The organism is Oceanimonas doudoroffii (assembly GCF_002242685.1).
Lineage (GTDB): Bacteria > Pseudomonadota > Gammaproteobacteria > Enterobacterales > Aeromonadaceae > Oceanimonas > Oceanimonas doudoroffii.
Window position 1 is genome coordinate 133,968 of record NZ_NBIM01000007.1, and the last position, 13,818, is coordinate 147,785.

Sequence of the window (13,818 nt, forward strand, 5' to 3'; positions counted from 1 at the left end):
CATGCCCTCTCGGGTTTCACTGTATTAGGGCAGGTTTTGCAGCTTGTCACCGCAGGGTTTGGCCGACTCCTGCACAAAACGGTGAATCCCGTTATGCTGCAGGCGAAACAAGGAGTGGGTAACATACTGATTTTCCCGCAACGAGATAACTTCCAGTATTTCACTAACACAACGGCGCCCATCCGCTAGCCGCACCAGCTGAACGACCACATCAATAGCCGAGCACACCGTCTGGCGCAGCGTTTTCTCAGCGACCTGAACGCCGGACAATCCGACTAGGCTTTCCAGCCGCAACAAGGCATCCTGGGCATTGTTAGCATGAATGGTAGTCATGGAGCCATCATGACCGGTATTCATGGCCGTCAAGACATCCAAAACTTCCACTCCTCGAATCTCCCCCAGAATAATGCGATCTGGCCGCATTCGCAGGGCATTACGCACCAGTTCTCTCGCCGCTATTTCTCCATAACCATCGGCATTGGGCGGCCGAGTTTCAAGACGCACTACATGTTCATGTTTCAGCTGTAGCTCGGCAGTGTCCTCAATGGTGACGATCCGTTCGGCCGGTGAAATATGCTGGCTCAACAGGTTTAACATGGTGGTCTTGCCGGTACCGGTACCGCCGCTGACCAGAATGTTGCAACGCCGCTCCACGGCCAGTTCCAAAAATGAGAGGATGCCCTGATCCAACGAGCCTGAAGCCAGCAGGTCCGTGCTTTTCAGCATATCCTGGCGAAACTTCCGCACCGACAGGGCCGGCCCGTCGATGGCTACCGGAGGGATAACGGCATTTATCCGGCTTCCATCCGGCATGCGAGCGTCCACCATGGGTGATGACTCATCCAGCCGCCGTCCTACCGGTGCCAGTATGCGTTGAATGACTCTGACCAGATGAGCATCATCGATAAAGCGTAAGTCGCTGCGTTGCAGCACTCCACGACGTTCAATAAACAAGCGGCTCGGCCCGTTCACCAGAATCTCGGTGACTTCCGGATCCTTGAGCAATACTTCCAGGGGGCCAAACCCAACCAGCTCGTCCACTAACTCTTCACTGAGCTGCTCCTGCTCATAACGGGAAATGGGAATATGTCGGCTTCTGGCATAATCCGCCACCTGGGCGTTAACAAATGGGGTGAGCTGATGGCGCCCTCGATCCAGAAGATTGTCCGGATGTTCTTCAAGGGCCTCAATGATGTAGCGGTGCAAGGCACCTTTGAACGCCACGATATTTCCCTGCCCGTGGCCGTCTCCAAACCGGGATTCATGCTTCATGATATCGCCTCGACCATTCTTCTGATCCACCCCTTGCCTTCTTTACGCCGCCCGCCGTGTTTTATTTCGTGCTCCAGCAGGGATTTCAATGCCCGGCCAAGAGCATCTCCGGAAGACAGTTGGGAAAGTCCCTGACCATTATTCTTCGCCTTGAGACGGCTAGCAGGGCTGGGCGGGAGTGTACCGGCCAGCGGCAGTTCGAAGGAGGTCGATAAAGTGTGAGCATCCGGCGCTATTTGGCGTATATAGCCATCAACCAACAGGGCAATATGTTCCAACCGAACCCCTGCATCCCGCCACCGGTGAAGCAGCCGCAGGTTGCGTTTGCAACAGGACACACTTTGGTCAACATACCAGTAAACCTGCTGGCACATCCCCACCAGGGCGCGTACTTGCTCACTGTCATGCTGACCGGCCAGGTTGATAATGATATGGTCAAAATGCTGGCCAAGCGCCCCCTTTAGTAAATAGAGCTCGGTAGATGCTACATCGTGATATTCCGGATCGTCCTCTCCACGGGTCAGTACACAGAGGCCACTATGATGTTGGCTGAATGCACTTTCAATCATGCTGCTGTCAAGACGCCTCAGATTTCTCAGGGCATCTCCAAATGTAAAGCCCTGCTCAAGACCCAACATATTCAGAGATTCGCCTTCCGGCCTGCCAAGATCGATCAGTAACACCCGCTGTCCTTTCTTTTGTCGTCCTTCGGCAAGATAGACGGCCACCAGCGCCGCATCGGGCTCTGGCTGTGCGCTGTAAATCAGGCTGATACTATCGGTGCTCTGCTGCTGCGGAACCATGGGGAGACGCTGGGTGAGTCGGCGCACCAGCCCCAATACCTCTTTGTTGCGCATGCCATAAACAATAAAATCCCGGGCCCCCGCCCGCATGGCGTTGATAACCAGCTGATTGTCCATGCCATCGCCCATTCCCACTACCGTCAACAGTGGCCTGGCCGCCAACAAGCCTTCGATCAGGGAGCACTGGCTGGTCATGTTTTGCTGATCCAGCCCAATAAACACCAGGCTGGCCCCAGCGGTATCGCTCAATGCCAATATGGCGTCCAGGCGGTCGTCAACCGACAACACCTGATGGGGCAACAGGGTGGATTGCAACCACTCAACATCCTGCTGGTTGGCGGAATAAACAATAAATGTGTGCTCCATGCATCTCCCCTACCAAGATAGTCCCGCTTGCCTGTCAAAATCGCCGTTTTCCAGAAACAAGAGTTCAAAGGCGTTAGGGTTGTATTGCCGTAAGGCTTCACCTGGCAGATCCGGCAAATGTGCTCCCACCGCGAGCGGCTGAACCAGGTGCGGGGTGACGATCATCAACAGCTCTTTTTCTTCACGGGCAATACGGGAAGAGCGGAAGAACCCGCCCAGCACCGGTATGTCTCCCAGACCCGGCAGCTTGTCAACATCGGCATAATTGCTGGCGCTCATCAGCCCGCTGATCACAAAACTTTCACCACTGGCCAGGGCCACACTGGTGTCGGTGCGTCTTACATTCAGCGATGGCACCGTGGTTCCGGCAATGGAAACACCGGTATTAAAGTTCAGCTCGCTAACTTCAGGGGCCACCTTCAAGAGAATGCGGGACTCATCCACCACCGTTGGGGTAAGGCTGAGCCTGACACCAAATTCCTTATACTCGATGGATATTGAACTACCGTCTGTTGTGGGCACCGGCACAGGAAATTCGCCGCCGGCCAGAAAACTGGCGCTCTGGCCGTTGAGCGACACCAGGCTGGGAGTTGCCAGGGTATAGGCAAAATTACTGTTTTCCAGCGCATTGAGCACCCCCAACACCTCCTTGGTGCCGCCGCCCCAGGCAATGTTAAAGCCATTCCCCTGCAGCGGAACGGGTGTGCCACTGTTGGCAGGCAAAACACCGCCAAGCCCCACACTGCCAATGGTGTTGCCGGGAGCACCCAACAAAAAGCTGCCGCGCTTACCAAACAGCGACACGCCGACGTCTTTCAGCTTGGTGCGGTTGACTTCCACAAAACGTATATCGGTTTGCACCTGACTGGGCACGCCCGCCTGTGCTGCCGACCGCTCGGACAGCGCCCGGGCGGCACTGCCCTTTACAAAAACCATGCTGTGCATGGGCGCTGCCGCACAGGATGTCCAAATATTAAGGCTGGTCGCCCCCCCACCCACACCGGTCAGCAGCAAGCTGTTACGGCTGGTCAGTTTGACATCGGCAACCTGCGGATCTCCCACCGCCAATCTCGTGATCGGCACCGCCAGGCGCAGTTCTTCCTGCATGCCCTGATTGATTTCCATGGTGTCAGTCAGCTTGTTCAGGGCAGCGCAGCTTCCGGTTCGGCCATAAGCCGGGGAAAGCAACAACAGCCCGGCCAGAACAGCAAAAGGGACAGCCACCCATGTTTTAAACTTGTTCTTCATAACTCTGCCCTTTCCATTAAGGCGACTGACGAGAGACATCGGCTCCGCGATAAACCGGAATGGCGGACACGCGTCGAGTACCGGCCCGGCTTGGGGTGCGCTTCAGGGCCAGCTGTTCAAAACGAAACAGCTGGTGTTCAATGTTCTGCCATTCGGACTCCCTGAGGCCATTGGCGAAATAGTCGGCCAGCCGCTTTTCTTCGGCACTGCGCACCGCCAGACGCAGGGTGCCGACTTCTGAAGCCAACATAAACCGCGTAATCAGGGGCGCAGGCACCGCCAGCACCGCCGTCTGAACCGGCCGTCTCCGGCCGGAGGCGCGGCCATCTTCCCGCTCGGTTTGATAGCGAACGGGCTCACCATTGGCGCCGACCGACAGTTCCTCGCCGTAACCCAGCACCCGCAGCGCCGGGATCACGACCTGAGCTGTCTTATCGCCCTGTCTCTCGGTCTGACGCAGGTAAAGCAGCACATCCACATAGTCGCCGGGTTGAATAAACCCGCCTCCGCCGCTCACCTCGTCCACCGCAATGGCAACGGCGCGTTCCTTGTCGCCAATCAGGCTGGCTAGTGGGCCTCCCGCCCGGAACACCGACTGGGTGAGCACGGCACCGGCCGGCAGCTCTTGCCAAACATGACGACCAACCACCTCATCGACGGAAGAAAAGGACGCCGGAGGGGCGATGCGCAGTTGTTCAACGGCCAGGTGATCCGCTGTTATCTTTTCAAATGGAGCCAATGCACGGGCCAAGACCACCACCGGGCTGCGCGGCTCCCGTTCTTTCAATGACATCAGGGCGTCGGGCGGCGATCCGGCCTCAACCGGTATTGGCGAGGGGGAAGCGGACGGCGGCTCCACTAGCTGTTGTTGCTGGCTTAGCCTGATTCCCTGAACCCCCGCCACCACGGCCCCGGTAAGCAGTACCCCGGCCAGCACCAGGGTCAGTCGACTGTTCATTCGCACTCTCCGTTGCTTTTATGCATTGTCGTCTGTAGCCATATTTCCCCCCACACTGCGAGGTGGAGGCTTCCAGAGTATGGCACCAAAGGACCTTATTGAGGCCACATTTAGTTAAAAATTGTGCTGTGGAGCACTCGCGCCGAGCCGACTGTTCGACTATAACTCTTTCAAGTCGAGCCGATATCCAGTCGTACCCGGTACTCCCTCAGGCTGAGTTTGCCCACTAAAACTCAATCGGGTCACCGGGTGTTACCAGGTTCGATCACTAATGATGTACAGGTCAATGCTCAAGCAAGAAAAACACAGGGTATCGTAATGATTCGGCATTTTTAAGCTGTGCTTTATCTTGACTAAAAAACAATTAAAAGGAAGGGCGCGAGAAATGGCGAATATCATGTTGAAGAGTTTCATCCAGGTTCAGTTAACCATCAGGGAGTTTCTCCGCCGGGAAGACGGGGCCTCCGCCATTGAGTACGGCATTATTGCCGGCCTGATTGCGGTGGGGATTATTACCTCGGTTGATGATATCGGCGAAAAGCTAAAAATATTCTTTGAGGGCATCGCGGAAGATCTTGAAACAGCGAGCCCAACCCCAGACCCATAACTAAAAACCTGTTTAAATTTAAATCCCAAAGCCCTTCTAGCCGGAGGGCTTTTTATTAGCCGCAATACAGACTACAGGCTGTAACTCACATTCAGCCGAAAACGCGGATCCCGACTCAGGCTATCTGCCGCCCGGTCGCCAAAAGGCTTTGCGGCTTCCAGGCTCAGGCTATAGTAGCGTTGCCCCCCAAACCGAATGCCCAGGGCATAAGAGCCGAGACTCGAGTCCTCTTCATTACCATTGTAAGCAAGCCTTGCCGCGTCCACCGCGCCGTAGGGCTGGATTAAACTCAACCAGGAATAGTCAGGGTAGAAACGATAGCCCAGTTCATAGGCCAAGCCCCACCCCTTATCTCCTTCGGCCTGATCGGAAGGGTAACCGCGTCCAAAGCTGCGCCCGCCAAAGGCCACCCGCTCACTCGCGGGCAGCTCATCCGCCGACCAGTAAAACGCCCCCGACACTACGCTGTGCCAGCGGTCGGCAAAAAGATTACTCTGTACACCGGCAAGCCGCATACGCAGAAAATCAATGTCCTTGTACTCGATGCTGGCACCATTCAAGGGCGCGATATCGCTTCTCGCTCCCAACAGATCGAGGCCCTGATAGAGTCCACCACTCAGAATGCGCAGTTGATCCTGTTCAGCCAGCCTCCACTCCCCTTCCAGGGCCAGGGCCCTGATTCTGCTGGTGATCCTGGCACTTTCCCCGGCCAGTAAATCCGGCGTATTCACGCGATAATGGCGTTCGTCGTCAACGCCATATAACCGGGCGGTTGCAGTCAGGGATTCTGAATTGGACAGCCTGAATGGATGTGAGACCCCCAGCGACAGGCGGTCATTGCGGCGCTCTTCCCGGGCACGAATCGCGCCATTAGCGTCAAGGTTGACGGGCTCTTCCTTTTCACTACGGTAGGCCGACGCCATGGCGATCAACCGGGTGCCCTGGTCTCCGGCAAACTGGCTGTAGTCCACCCTTGCATAACGCTCCCTGTCATCTCCCTCGGGCACCGTGGTGGTCAACTTGAGCTGCTCTCCCGCCGTGGTATGGGAATTGAAATCAACCGATAGCAGCAGCTTGGGATCGTCCTGCTCATTGAGCTCCAGCGCCGAATTGAAGGCTACACCCTTACGGGTGGCTTCTGTGAGCAGCGTGACGGCGCCATCAGTGGTGGTGGGGGCCGGCACCGTCGCCTTGACATTCAGGCCCGGAATGCTCGCCATTAGGGCGGTATAACGCTCAAAGGTTTCCTTGCGCAGGGGCCGCTCCCCCACAATGTGGGCGGCAAAACGGCGGATCCGCTCGGCGGCACTGCCGGCCTCCCCCCGCGACTCATGATGGGCGACATAGCCTTCCACCAGCACAATACGCACCTGACCAAAGCTCAGGTTCTGGGCGGGAATAAAAGCATAGGAAAGTGCATATCCATCGTCTTTATAACGCTGGGTAATACGTTCCGTAATGGCGGCCAGCTGCTGCAGGGAAACCTCTTTACCGATCAAGGCAGAGAATGGCGCGGCAATTTCTTCAAAGGGATAAACGGTCCCGCCTTCAATCAGCACATTATTGAGTGCAATTCTGGTCTCGGCGGGAAAAGACATGCTCGTCCCTTGGGCGGGCAAGGAAGTTTCGGCCCTTGCGGGGGCATACTGCTGTTCCAACCGGTGTTGCACCGGCACAGTGTTGTCCACATTATTACTATTAAGAAGCTCCGGAGTTTCGGCCATCACCGACAACAACGGCAGCATCCCTGCGACGGGTACCACGAAACGAAAATAAACGCCCATCAGATTGGCTCCTAGAATACCAGGTCACTTCAATGTGAAAATGCGCTTATTATTGGATCGCTGCCGTATCATTTCAAGCAGGAATAAAGTGTAAACCACTGAATCCATTAATTTTCAATTTTATCGAACAAAACAAAATACAGGCCGAGTCTACTCGTGCCTGTATTTTGTGTATGCGTCTGACTCGGTGAGGAAGCCCGGGTGCGATTATTGACTGCTTCCCAACAAGCCACCTGTCAGGCCGCCCACAGTACCAGTGACGGCACCTAGCAGGCCACTGGTATCATCGCCGAGCAGGGTACCGCCCGCATCTCCCTTCAATAGACCACCGGTCAGGCCATCCACGGTGCCGGTCACATTACCGAGCAGGCCGCCATTATCGCCGCCCACCAGGCCACCGCCATCCAGCACGCCGCCGGTCAGGCCACCCACGGTGCCGGTCACATTACCAAGCAGGCCGCCATTATCGCCGCCCACCAGGCCAGCACCACCGCCGTCCAGCACGCCGCCGGTCAGGCCACCCACGGTGCCGGTCACATTACCAAGCAGGCCGCCATTATCGCCGCCCACCAGGCCAGCACCACCGCCATCCAGCACGCCGCCGGTCAGGCCACCCACGGTGCCGGTCACATTGCCGAGCAGGCCGCCATTATCGCCGCCCACCAGGCCAGAACCCAGAATATCATTTACGATAAGTGCTACCGGCGTTAATGCCCCCTGCTCTCCCAGCAAACTTCCGGTCACCCCCCCCACCGGCGTCAAGGCACCGGTACTGCCGGTCAGGCCCTCTACCGTGGTGGTCAAGGGCATAAGCAGACCATGATCCGGCCCCAAAATATTGCCGGTCAGCTCGTGCACCGGAGCTAGTGCCGAGTCGCTGGTCAAGCGGGTTACCGTTCCCTGTACATCGGTCACACTGCCGGTGCCGACGGTGCCTGCCGTCAGGGTATCATTGACCAGCGACACCACGGGAGACAAAGTGCCATCCGTACCAGTCAGGCCATTGACCACGCCCCCGACCGGCGCGAGTAACCCGTCTTTACTGGTCAGATCTTCTACCACGCCGGTCACCGGCGACAATACACCGGACTTGCCATTTGCTAGGTTATCCACAAGCGTGGCCGCCGGCTCCAGGACACTATTTTCGGCACTATTGTCGAGCAATCTCTGGGTGCTGCTGACAACCCCGGTGCCATCGTCGTCACCGCCGGAGCCATCTCCATCCCCATCACCGCCAGAACCATCCCCATCCCCATCCCCGCCAGGCGGAGTGGAATTGGCCTCGTTATTAGTATTGGACAATTCGGTGCTTGAGTTACCCGCACACCCGGTTGCAGTGGTCAGTGCAAGCAGCAGTGCCAATACCAAAGGTGCACACTTACCACCACTCAAACCTGTTTTTAGATCCTTCATAATAAAACTCCCCTGCCCCGAAGAATGCGTGTTTTTATCGGTCATTACACATCAAACTACGCAGGCTTATTTAAGGTGAAAGAAGCATCAAGAACAATATTCGAATTGGTATTAGTCATTTGGTTTAACAGCAACATAAGGCCCTGCACACAGCCAAAGTGAGCACACAGGACAGCACCATGAACATAATAAAGCATGAAAAAAATAGAAAGGTAGCATGACTGGCGCCATCAGAGCTGGAAATAAAAGGCAAATAACTTGGCACCAGGACACTGCCGTTAATATACTGAAAAACTGAGAAATTCGCGGAGAAGGCTCAATGCTCATAAATAACCGGCCCGCACCCCAGTCGCAAAAAGGGGTAGCCAGCATTGAATTTGCCATTATTTTTGTGCTGTTTTTCACACTTTTTTATGGAATGGTCAGCTATACCATCCCACTGATGCTGGGCGCAGCTTACCAACAACTGTCGGCCGAGGCGCTTCGGCAGGCGGTGAGCTCGTCAGATATTTACCGGTATCGTGCCGGCGCGGAAGATCCCGATGTTGCAGGAGTGGCCATGGAAGCAGAAAAGAAGGCACAGGAGGTCATTGCCACATCCTGGCTCCCGCCCCAGTGGGCTCACCGTTGTGAAAGTTACAATGAACAGCTCTTGAAAATTTCCGGAGATGGCAGCCAGTGGAGTGCTTGCATTCGCCATCGTCAGCCAGCGTCCATTATGCCATCCATTTCACTGCTGGGCTGGAAAATACCGCAATTGCCCGACGAAATCAGAGGTGAAGCCAGCATTCGCATTCGATAATCCACTGAACGAGGATTTTCATGTCAATATCAACCCTGTGCAGGCAACGCGGTGCCTTCAGCATATTGGCGGCAGGCACCCTGCTTTTGGCATTGACCAGTTTAACGCTGGTACTGGACACCGGCCGTCTTTATATGGAAAAGCGCAAACTGCAAAAACTGGCCGACACTGCCGCGCTGGAGAGTATAGCCAGGGTTAACAGCGGTCGTTGTGCCGATGCTCCCGGTCTGATACAAGCCTTTGCGGAAGAGAATGCCGCCACCAACGGTTTTTTACATGACGATACCCAGTCGATAGGCACCCGCTGCGTGACGGTTGCCACGCAAAACGGCCTAAGAACCCCGGTTGCCGATGCTGAGGGGCTTGCCGTGGAAGCCATCGCCACCGAAACCGTGCCCGCCAGCCTGCTGTTTCGAGCCGGCAATATACTGGGCCTTGCCGACAACAACCTCACACTGCAAGCCACCGCCGTGGCCGAACGAGAAGGCGGCGCTCCCACCACTACCTTTAGTATAGGGGCAGAGCTATTGCGACTGGATAACAGCAAGCTGGTGGGCGGAGTGCTTAAAGCAGTAGGCATGAATGTGAATAACCTAACTTTGCTGAACTCCAATGGACTCGCCAATGCCAGTATTACTCCTGCCGGCCTGCTAAAAACGCTGGGAATAGAAGCATCCATCTACGAGCTAAAGGCACTATCACCACAGGGATTGGTGGATCTGGTCAACGCCGAAGTCGGGTTACTCGGCATCAACGAGTTAACAGAGCTCTCGGTTTCCGTTATTTCCGACTCCGTCCTAAAAGCAGAGCTTGAGGCATTTAAGCAGGCGATTTTGAGCAACCTTGTATTAAAGGATGCAGAGCTGGCCCTGTTTGGCACGGAAGACAACCCCGGCCTGCTGACACTGAGTTCAGCCCCTGACGGGACTCTGGGGCCGGCTCTGGATGCAGACATTAACCTCGGAGAACTATTGGGTACAGGCATTCTGATCGGCACCGGTGAACGAGGCCTGGATATCCCCGAGCTTAATCTACTGGGGCTGACACAGGCTCAACTGGGAATAGTGGAGCCTCCCACCATTGCCGTGGGGCCAGTAGGTACCCAAGCCTACAATGCCCAAATTCGCCTTTATTTGGATATTGATACCAATAACCTGCCGGCGGGCATTCTAAACTGGTTAACGGACAGCATATTGGGGCTAAGGGTACACCTTCCGGTGGCTATTGACATCACTACCGCCCAAGCGGAGTTTGTATCGGCGCAGTGTAACACCAGCCCACCAACCGCCACCTTTGAAGTTAACTCTGCGGTACTTAATACCTGCGTAGGAAAAATCCCGGAAGCACAAAAATGGTCGGGGTCGGCTCGCTGCGAAACAGATTTGCAGGGCACCGAACTCATCAAGCTACTGCATATTCCGGTGCTATCGGGAAAAACCCATATTGAAGGCCTATCGTATTTGGAAGTAACGGATCAGCTGGCCGAAAAGGAAATATACTCTACCGCCCCTAACTCACTTACTCTCGGTAATACAGTAAACAATATTATCATTGGCCTGCTGGACCTGTTGGCAGGCGTGTTTCGTCCTCCCCAATTGGTGGATGACGCGAGCCTGGAACACTCGGAGAAACATCAAAGCGAACTAATTTCCGGGCTGGCAACGCAATATCTGGAAGCCACCAAGGTCAATGGCTTTTATGATGTGAATAGGGTGACCAAGCTGATACTGGAAGGCAGTAACGAAGTGGATCCGGAAACAGGTGAACAACTGGTATTACCAATGGTGGAAACAGACTGGATGATCGAGAAGAGTATACCTGTGCCAGGGCTTTTGGGACTAATAGTTGCTCCACAGAGCCAATGGGAAGATGGCTCTTTCAGCGAGGCATTTTACAATTATACCTCTGAACCCGGTAGCTTACTGGATCTGTTGGGTATATCCACCTTAAGCAATGGGTACCGTTCTTGTCATGGCTTGTTAAGTGCACTGCTGGACTGGAACAATTGCATTAACTATAACCTGACCAAATTTTTACAGGACAAACCCGGCGGAATAGATATATCTAGCGACATGGCCGCAGACAACCTGCTTGATGCCGAGTCAGACACCTTCAACTGTAGTAATGGTGGTGTTCTTTGTGCTCTGCTCAAACCGGTGCTGAGCCTGCTAAAACCGGTTATCAACGGGATTGGTACATTGCTTGAAGAGGTCCTGGCCGATGTGCTGGGGCTGGAACCAGGCCGCTCCAATCTGCATCTGCATGAGCTCAACTGCGGTGCGCCGCGCCTGGTGAACTAATGAAACGGCATCACTATAAAAAACGCCAGACAGGCTCCGTGGCCATAGAGTTTGCAGTACTATTCACACTGTTTTTTACGCTGGTATACGGCATTCTGGCCTACAGCCTGCCCCTATTACTGGAAATCAGCTTTCGCAAGCTCAGTAGCGAAGCCGCCCGGGCCATTTTGAAAGTGGATCCGGCGGCAAAAAACTATTCTGAGCTGCTGAGCAGGGAAGTGACACTCAGCATTAACAACAGCTGGCTGCCTGCCGCCTGGCGCACAGGGGGATGCCAAGCGCCCGATTCCGGGCATAACTGGCAGCCATTACCGGCCTTTGAAGGCAATCCTGTTTTTGGCCATGTAGCCGACACTGAGCAAGGACGGCTGCTACATGTTTGCCTGCAGCGTTATTACAATGCCAATGGAGAAACGTCCCGCCGAGCCATCATTCCGGTCATTGAGCTGGCCGGCTTTCGCATTCCCTCCCTGCCGGTCAATGACAATGGCGATACCATTCTGCGCGGAGCCATGATAACCCGGCTATAAGGCAGGCAAGATAGCGAGATCTTTGGGTATCCAAATGGCTAGTGTAAACATCCCTGTTTTAGTTACACCGCAGATTAGAGTTTTCCGCCCGTTGATGTTTCGCCAAATACTCCCATGGCGTCAGATCCTCCAGTGAGTCGTGGGGGCGCTCATCGTTGTATTCCGTCATCCAGGATTCGGTCAGCTCCCGAACTTCGGTGAGGTTCCTGAACACGTACATGTTCAGGATCTCGTCCCGGTAAGTTCGATTGAAGCGCTCGATATAGGAATTCTGGGTTGGTGTTCCTGGCTTGATAAATTCCAGGGCAACTCCGTTATCTTCAGCCCAGTCTGCCAACGCCATAGAGATGAATTCAGGGCCGTTATCCATGCGCAGTTTGGCCGGATAACCTCGCCAGGCGATAATACGTTCCAGAACCCGAATGATCCTCGGGGCTGGCAGGTTCAGATCGATCTCGATGGCCAGCACCTCCCGATTAAAATCGTCCACCACGTTAAAGATGCGGAACCGGCGACCGCAAAATAGGCTGTCGCTCATGAAATCGACGGACCAACACTGGTTGATGGTTGAAGGCACGCTCAACGGTTCGGGGTTCCATGTTGGAAGCCGCTTTTTACTTCGACGTCGCTTGTTCAGGCTCAGTGCACAGTACAGTCGGTGCACCCGCTTGTGATTCCAGCCATGTCCCCACCGCCTCAGCACTTTGAACAGTTTGCTGAAGCCATAGGCGGGATAACGTTCAGCTGCGTTCTGAAGGGCAGCGATGACTGGAGTGTTTCTAGACGTGTCTGGACGGTATCGATACACCAAGTCACTAATGCCAGCGACCCTGCAGGCCCGGCGTGTCGTGACGCCATGAACTTGCTTGAGGTAATAAACCAACTCTCGTCGAACCGCCGGCTTTACAGCTTTTTTCGATGACGTCCTTCAGCAACTTGTGGTCGAGACTGAGCTCGGCGTACATCTGCTTCAGGCGGCGGTTCTCCTCCTCCAGCTCCTTGAGACGTTTCACATCGGAGGCTTCCATGCCACCGTATTTGGACTTCCAGTTGTAGTAGGTCGCATCGAAGATGCCGTATTCCCGACACACTTCCTTGACCAGACGACCGCCTTCGACCTCTTTCAGGATCTTGACGATCTGCGACTCGCTATAGCGTGATTTTTTCATGTTGTTCTCCGTTTGCCTCATTGTAGGCCGAAGAACTCTAATGATGCATGCACCGATTTTAGGGGATGGTTACACTAGCTGACGAAGTCTGCCGGTAATGATCTCTGTTGAGAGCCGATATTTGGTCACGAAGTGGGATTTGACAGCGTGAAAATGAGTGATTTTTCTGGGACAGAAATGAAAAAAGCCCTGAGCGTGAGCTCAGGGCTTTTAATGATGGCGGAGTGGCAAACGCACCGCGTTTGAAGGCGAAGGTGCGCAGCACCGACATCATCCAGCAAGTCCGACACAGCCAATACGAAAAAACCCCAGCCGATTGGCTGGGGTTTTGAGTAATGGCGGAGCGGACGGGACTCGAACCCGCGACCCCCGGCGTGACAGGCCGGTATTCTAACCAACTGAACTACCGCTCCGCATTAAGCTGTATAGTTCGAGACTAAATTGGGTGCCTGGCAGTGACCTACTTTCACATGGCAGCTGCCACACTATCATCGGCGCGGGTGCGTTTCACTACTGAGTTCGGCATGGAGTCAGGTGGTTCCACAACGCTATGGCCGCCAGGCATA

The 13,818-nt window shown here is 54.9% G+C and carries 11 protein-coding genes, 1 tRNA gene and 1 rRNA gene; 4 read left to right on the top strand and 9 right to left on the bottom strand.

Annotated elements, in window-relative coordinates; genetic code table 11:
- Positions 1-24: 24 nt before the first annotated feature.
- The 4 genes from B6S08_RS15780 to cpaB are packed head-to-tail and all read right to left on the bottom strand — an operon-like array spanning position 25 to position 4,647.
- On the bottom strand, positions 25-1,272 hold the full coding sequence (locus B6S08_RS15780) for a TadA family conjugal transfer-associated ATPase (RefSeq protein ID WP_094201768.1): 1,248 nt from the start codon (positions 1,270-1,272) through the stop codon (positions 25-27).
- Positions 1,269-2,441 (bottom strand): CpaE/TadZ family protein, encoded by a 1,173-nt coding sequence (locus B6S08_RS15785; RefSeq protein ID WP_094201769.1) that lies wholly within the window; start codon positions 2,439-2,441, stop codon positions 1,269-1,271. Before B6S08_RS15785 ends, B6S08_RS15780 begins: the two co-directional genes overlap by 4 nt.
- Before the next feature lie 9 nt (positions 2,442-2,450).
- Positions 2,451-3,689: a type II and III secretion system protein family protein gene (locus tag B6S08_RS15790; protein ID WP_094201770.1), complete on the bottom strand. Its 1,239-nt coding sequence runs from the start codon at positions 3,687-3,689 to the stop codon at positions 2,451-2,453.
- A gap of 16 nt (positions 3,690-3,705) precedes the next feature.
- On the bottom strand, positions 3,706-4,647 hold the full coding sequence (gene cpaB / locus B6S08_RS15795) for a Flp pilus assembly protein CpaB (RefSeq protein WP_094201771.1): 942 nt from the start codon (positions 4,645-4,647) through the stop codon (positions 3,706-3,708).
- 385 nt (positions 4,648-5,032) lie between these two features.
- On the opposite strand from cpaB, the gene B6S08_RS15800 reads away from it, so the two are divergent.
- Positions 5,033-5,254 (top strand): Flp family type IVb pilin, encoded by a 222-nt coding sequence (locus B6S08_RS15800; RefSeq protein WP_245849880.1) that lies wholly within the window; start codon positions 5,033-5,035, stop codon positions 5,252-5,254.
- A gap of 71 nt (positions 5,255-5,325) precedes the next feature.
- Here B6S08_RS15800 and B6S08_RS15805 read toward each other — a convergent pair whose 3' ends face one another.
- The gene (locus B6S08_RS15805) at positions 5,326-6,852 is read right to left on the bottom strand and encodes a ShlB/FhaC/HecB family hemolysin secretion/activation protein (protein ID WP_169716420.1); all 1,527 of its coding nucleotides are present in this window, start codon (positions 6,850-6,852) and stop codon (positions 5,326-5,328) included.
- A gap of 393 nt (positions 6,853-7,245) precedes the next feature.
- Positions 7,246-8,151, bottom strand: coding sequence for a hypothetical protein (locus B6S08_RS15810; RefSeq protein ID WP_141202211.1), 906 nt, complete (start codon positions 8,149-8,151; stop codon positions 7,246-7,248).
- A gap of 619 nt (positions 8,152-8,770) precedes the next feature.
- Between B6S08_RS15810 and B6S08_RS15815 the strand changes: the two genes are divergently transcribed.
- The 3 genes from B6S08_RS15815 to B6S08_RS15825 are packed head-to-tail and all read left to right on the top strand — an operon-like array spanning position 8,771 to position 12,083.
- On the top strand, positions 8,771-9,253 hold the full coding sequence (locus tag B6S08_RS15815; RefSeq protein WP_094201774.1) for a TadE/TadG family type IV pilus assembly protein: 483 nt from the start codon (positions 8,771-8,773) through the stop codon (positions 9,251-9,253).
- 20 nt (positions 9,254-9,273) lie between these two features.
- Positions 9,274-11,553 carry a pilus assembly protein TadG-related protein gene (locus B6S08_RS15820; protein WP_094201775.1) on the top strand — a complete coding sequence of 760 codons (2,280 nt, stop codon included), beginning with the start codon at positions 9,274-9,276 and terminating at the stop codon, positions 11,551-11,553.
- Positions 11,553-12,083: a TadE family protein gene (locus B6S08_RS15825; RefSeq protein WP_094201776.1), complete on the top strand. Its 531-nt coding sequence runs from the start codon at positions 11,553-11,555 to the stop codon at positions 12,081-12,083. Before B6S08_RS15820 ends, B6S08_RS15825 begins: the two co-directional genes overlap by 1 nt.
- A 58-nt stretch (positions 12,084-12,141) precedes the next feature.
- Here B6S08_RS15825 and B6S08_RS15830 read toward each other — a convergent pair.
- The 3 genes from B6S08_RS15830 to rrf form a co-directional block, all read right to left on the bottom strand.
- Positions 12,142-13,252 (bottom strand): IS3 family transposase gene (locus tag B6S08_RS15830; protein WP_245849881.1). Its coding sequence is split into 2 segments (ribosomal slippage): positions 12,142-13,000 and positions 12,999-13,252, totalling 1,113 coding nucleotides; the frame shifts between segments, so codons are not numbered across the junction.
- 336 nt (positions 13,253-13,588) lie between these two features.
- A tRNA-Asp gene (locus tag B6S08_RS15835) sits at positions 13,589-13,665 on the bottom strand.
- Positions 13,666-13,699: 34 nt separating this feature from the next.
- Positions 13,700-13,814 (bottom strand): 5S ribosomal RNA (rrf, locus tag B6S08_RS15840).
- Positions 13,815-13,818 lie beyond the last annotated feature (4 nt).

Excerpts from the sequence above, each read along its gene's own strand:
- B6S08_RS15785 (WP_094201769.1), bottom strand. The coding sequence starts at position 2,441 with ATGGAGCACACATTTATTGTTTATTCCGCCAACCAGCAGGATGTTGAG.
- B6S08_RS15800 (WP_245849880.1), top strand. The coding sequence starts at position 5,033 with ATGGCGAATATCATGTTGAAGAGTTTCATCCAGGTTCAGTTAACCATC.
- B6S08_RS15820 (WP_094201775.1), top strand. The coding sequence starts at position 9,274 with ATGTCAATATCAACCCTGTGCAGGCAACGCGGTGCCTTCAGCATATTG.
- cpaB (WP_094201771.1), bottom strand. The coding sequence starts at position 4,647 with ATGAACAGTCGACTGACCCTGGTGCTGGCCGGGGTACTGCTTACCGGG.
- B6S08_RS15780 (WP_094201768.1), bottom strand. The coding sequence starts at position 1,272 with ATGAAGCATGAATCCCGGTTTGGAGACGGCCACGGGCAGGGAAATATC.
- B6S08_RS15790 (WP_094201770.1), bottom strand. The coding sequence starts at position 3,689 with ATGAAGAACAAGTTTAAAACATGGGTGGCTGTCCCTTTTGCTGTTCTG.
- B6S08_RS15815 (WP_094201774.1), top strand. The coding sequence starts at position 8,771 with ATGCTCATAAATAACCGGCCCGCACCCCAGTCGCAAAAAGGGGTAGCC.
- B6S08_RS15805 (WP_169716420.1), bottom strand. The coding sequence starts at position 6,852 with ATGTCTTTTCCCGCCGAGACCAGAATTGCACTCAATAATGTGCTGATT.
- B6S08_RS15825 (WP_094201776.1), top strand. The coding sequence starts at position 11,553 with ATGAAACGGCATCACTATAAAAAACGCCAGACAGGCTCCGTGGCCATA.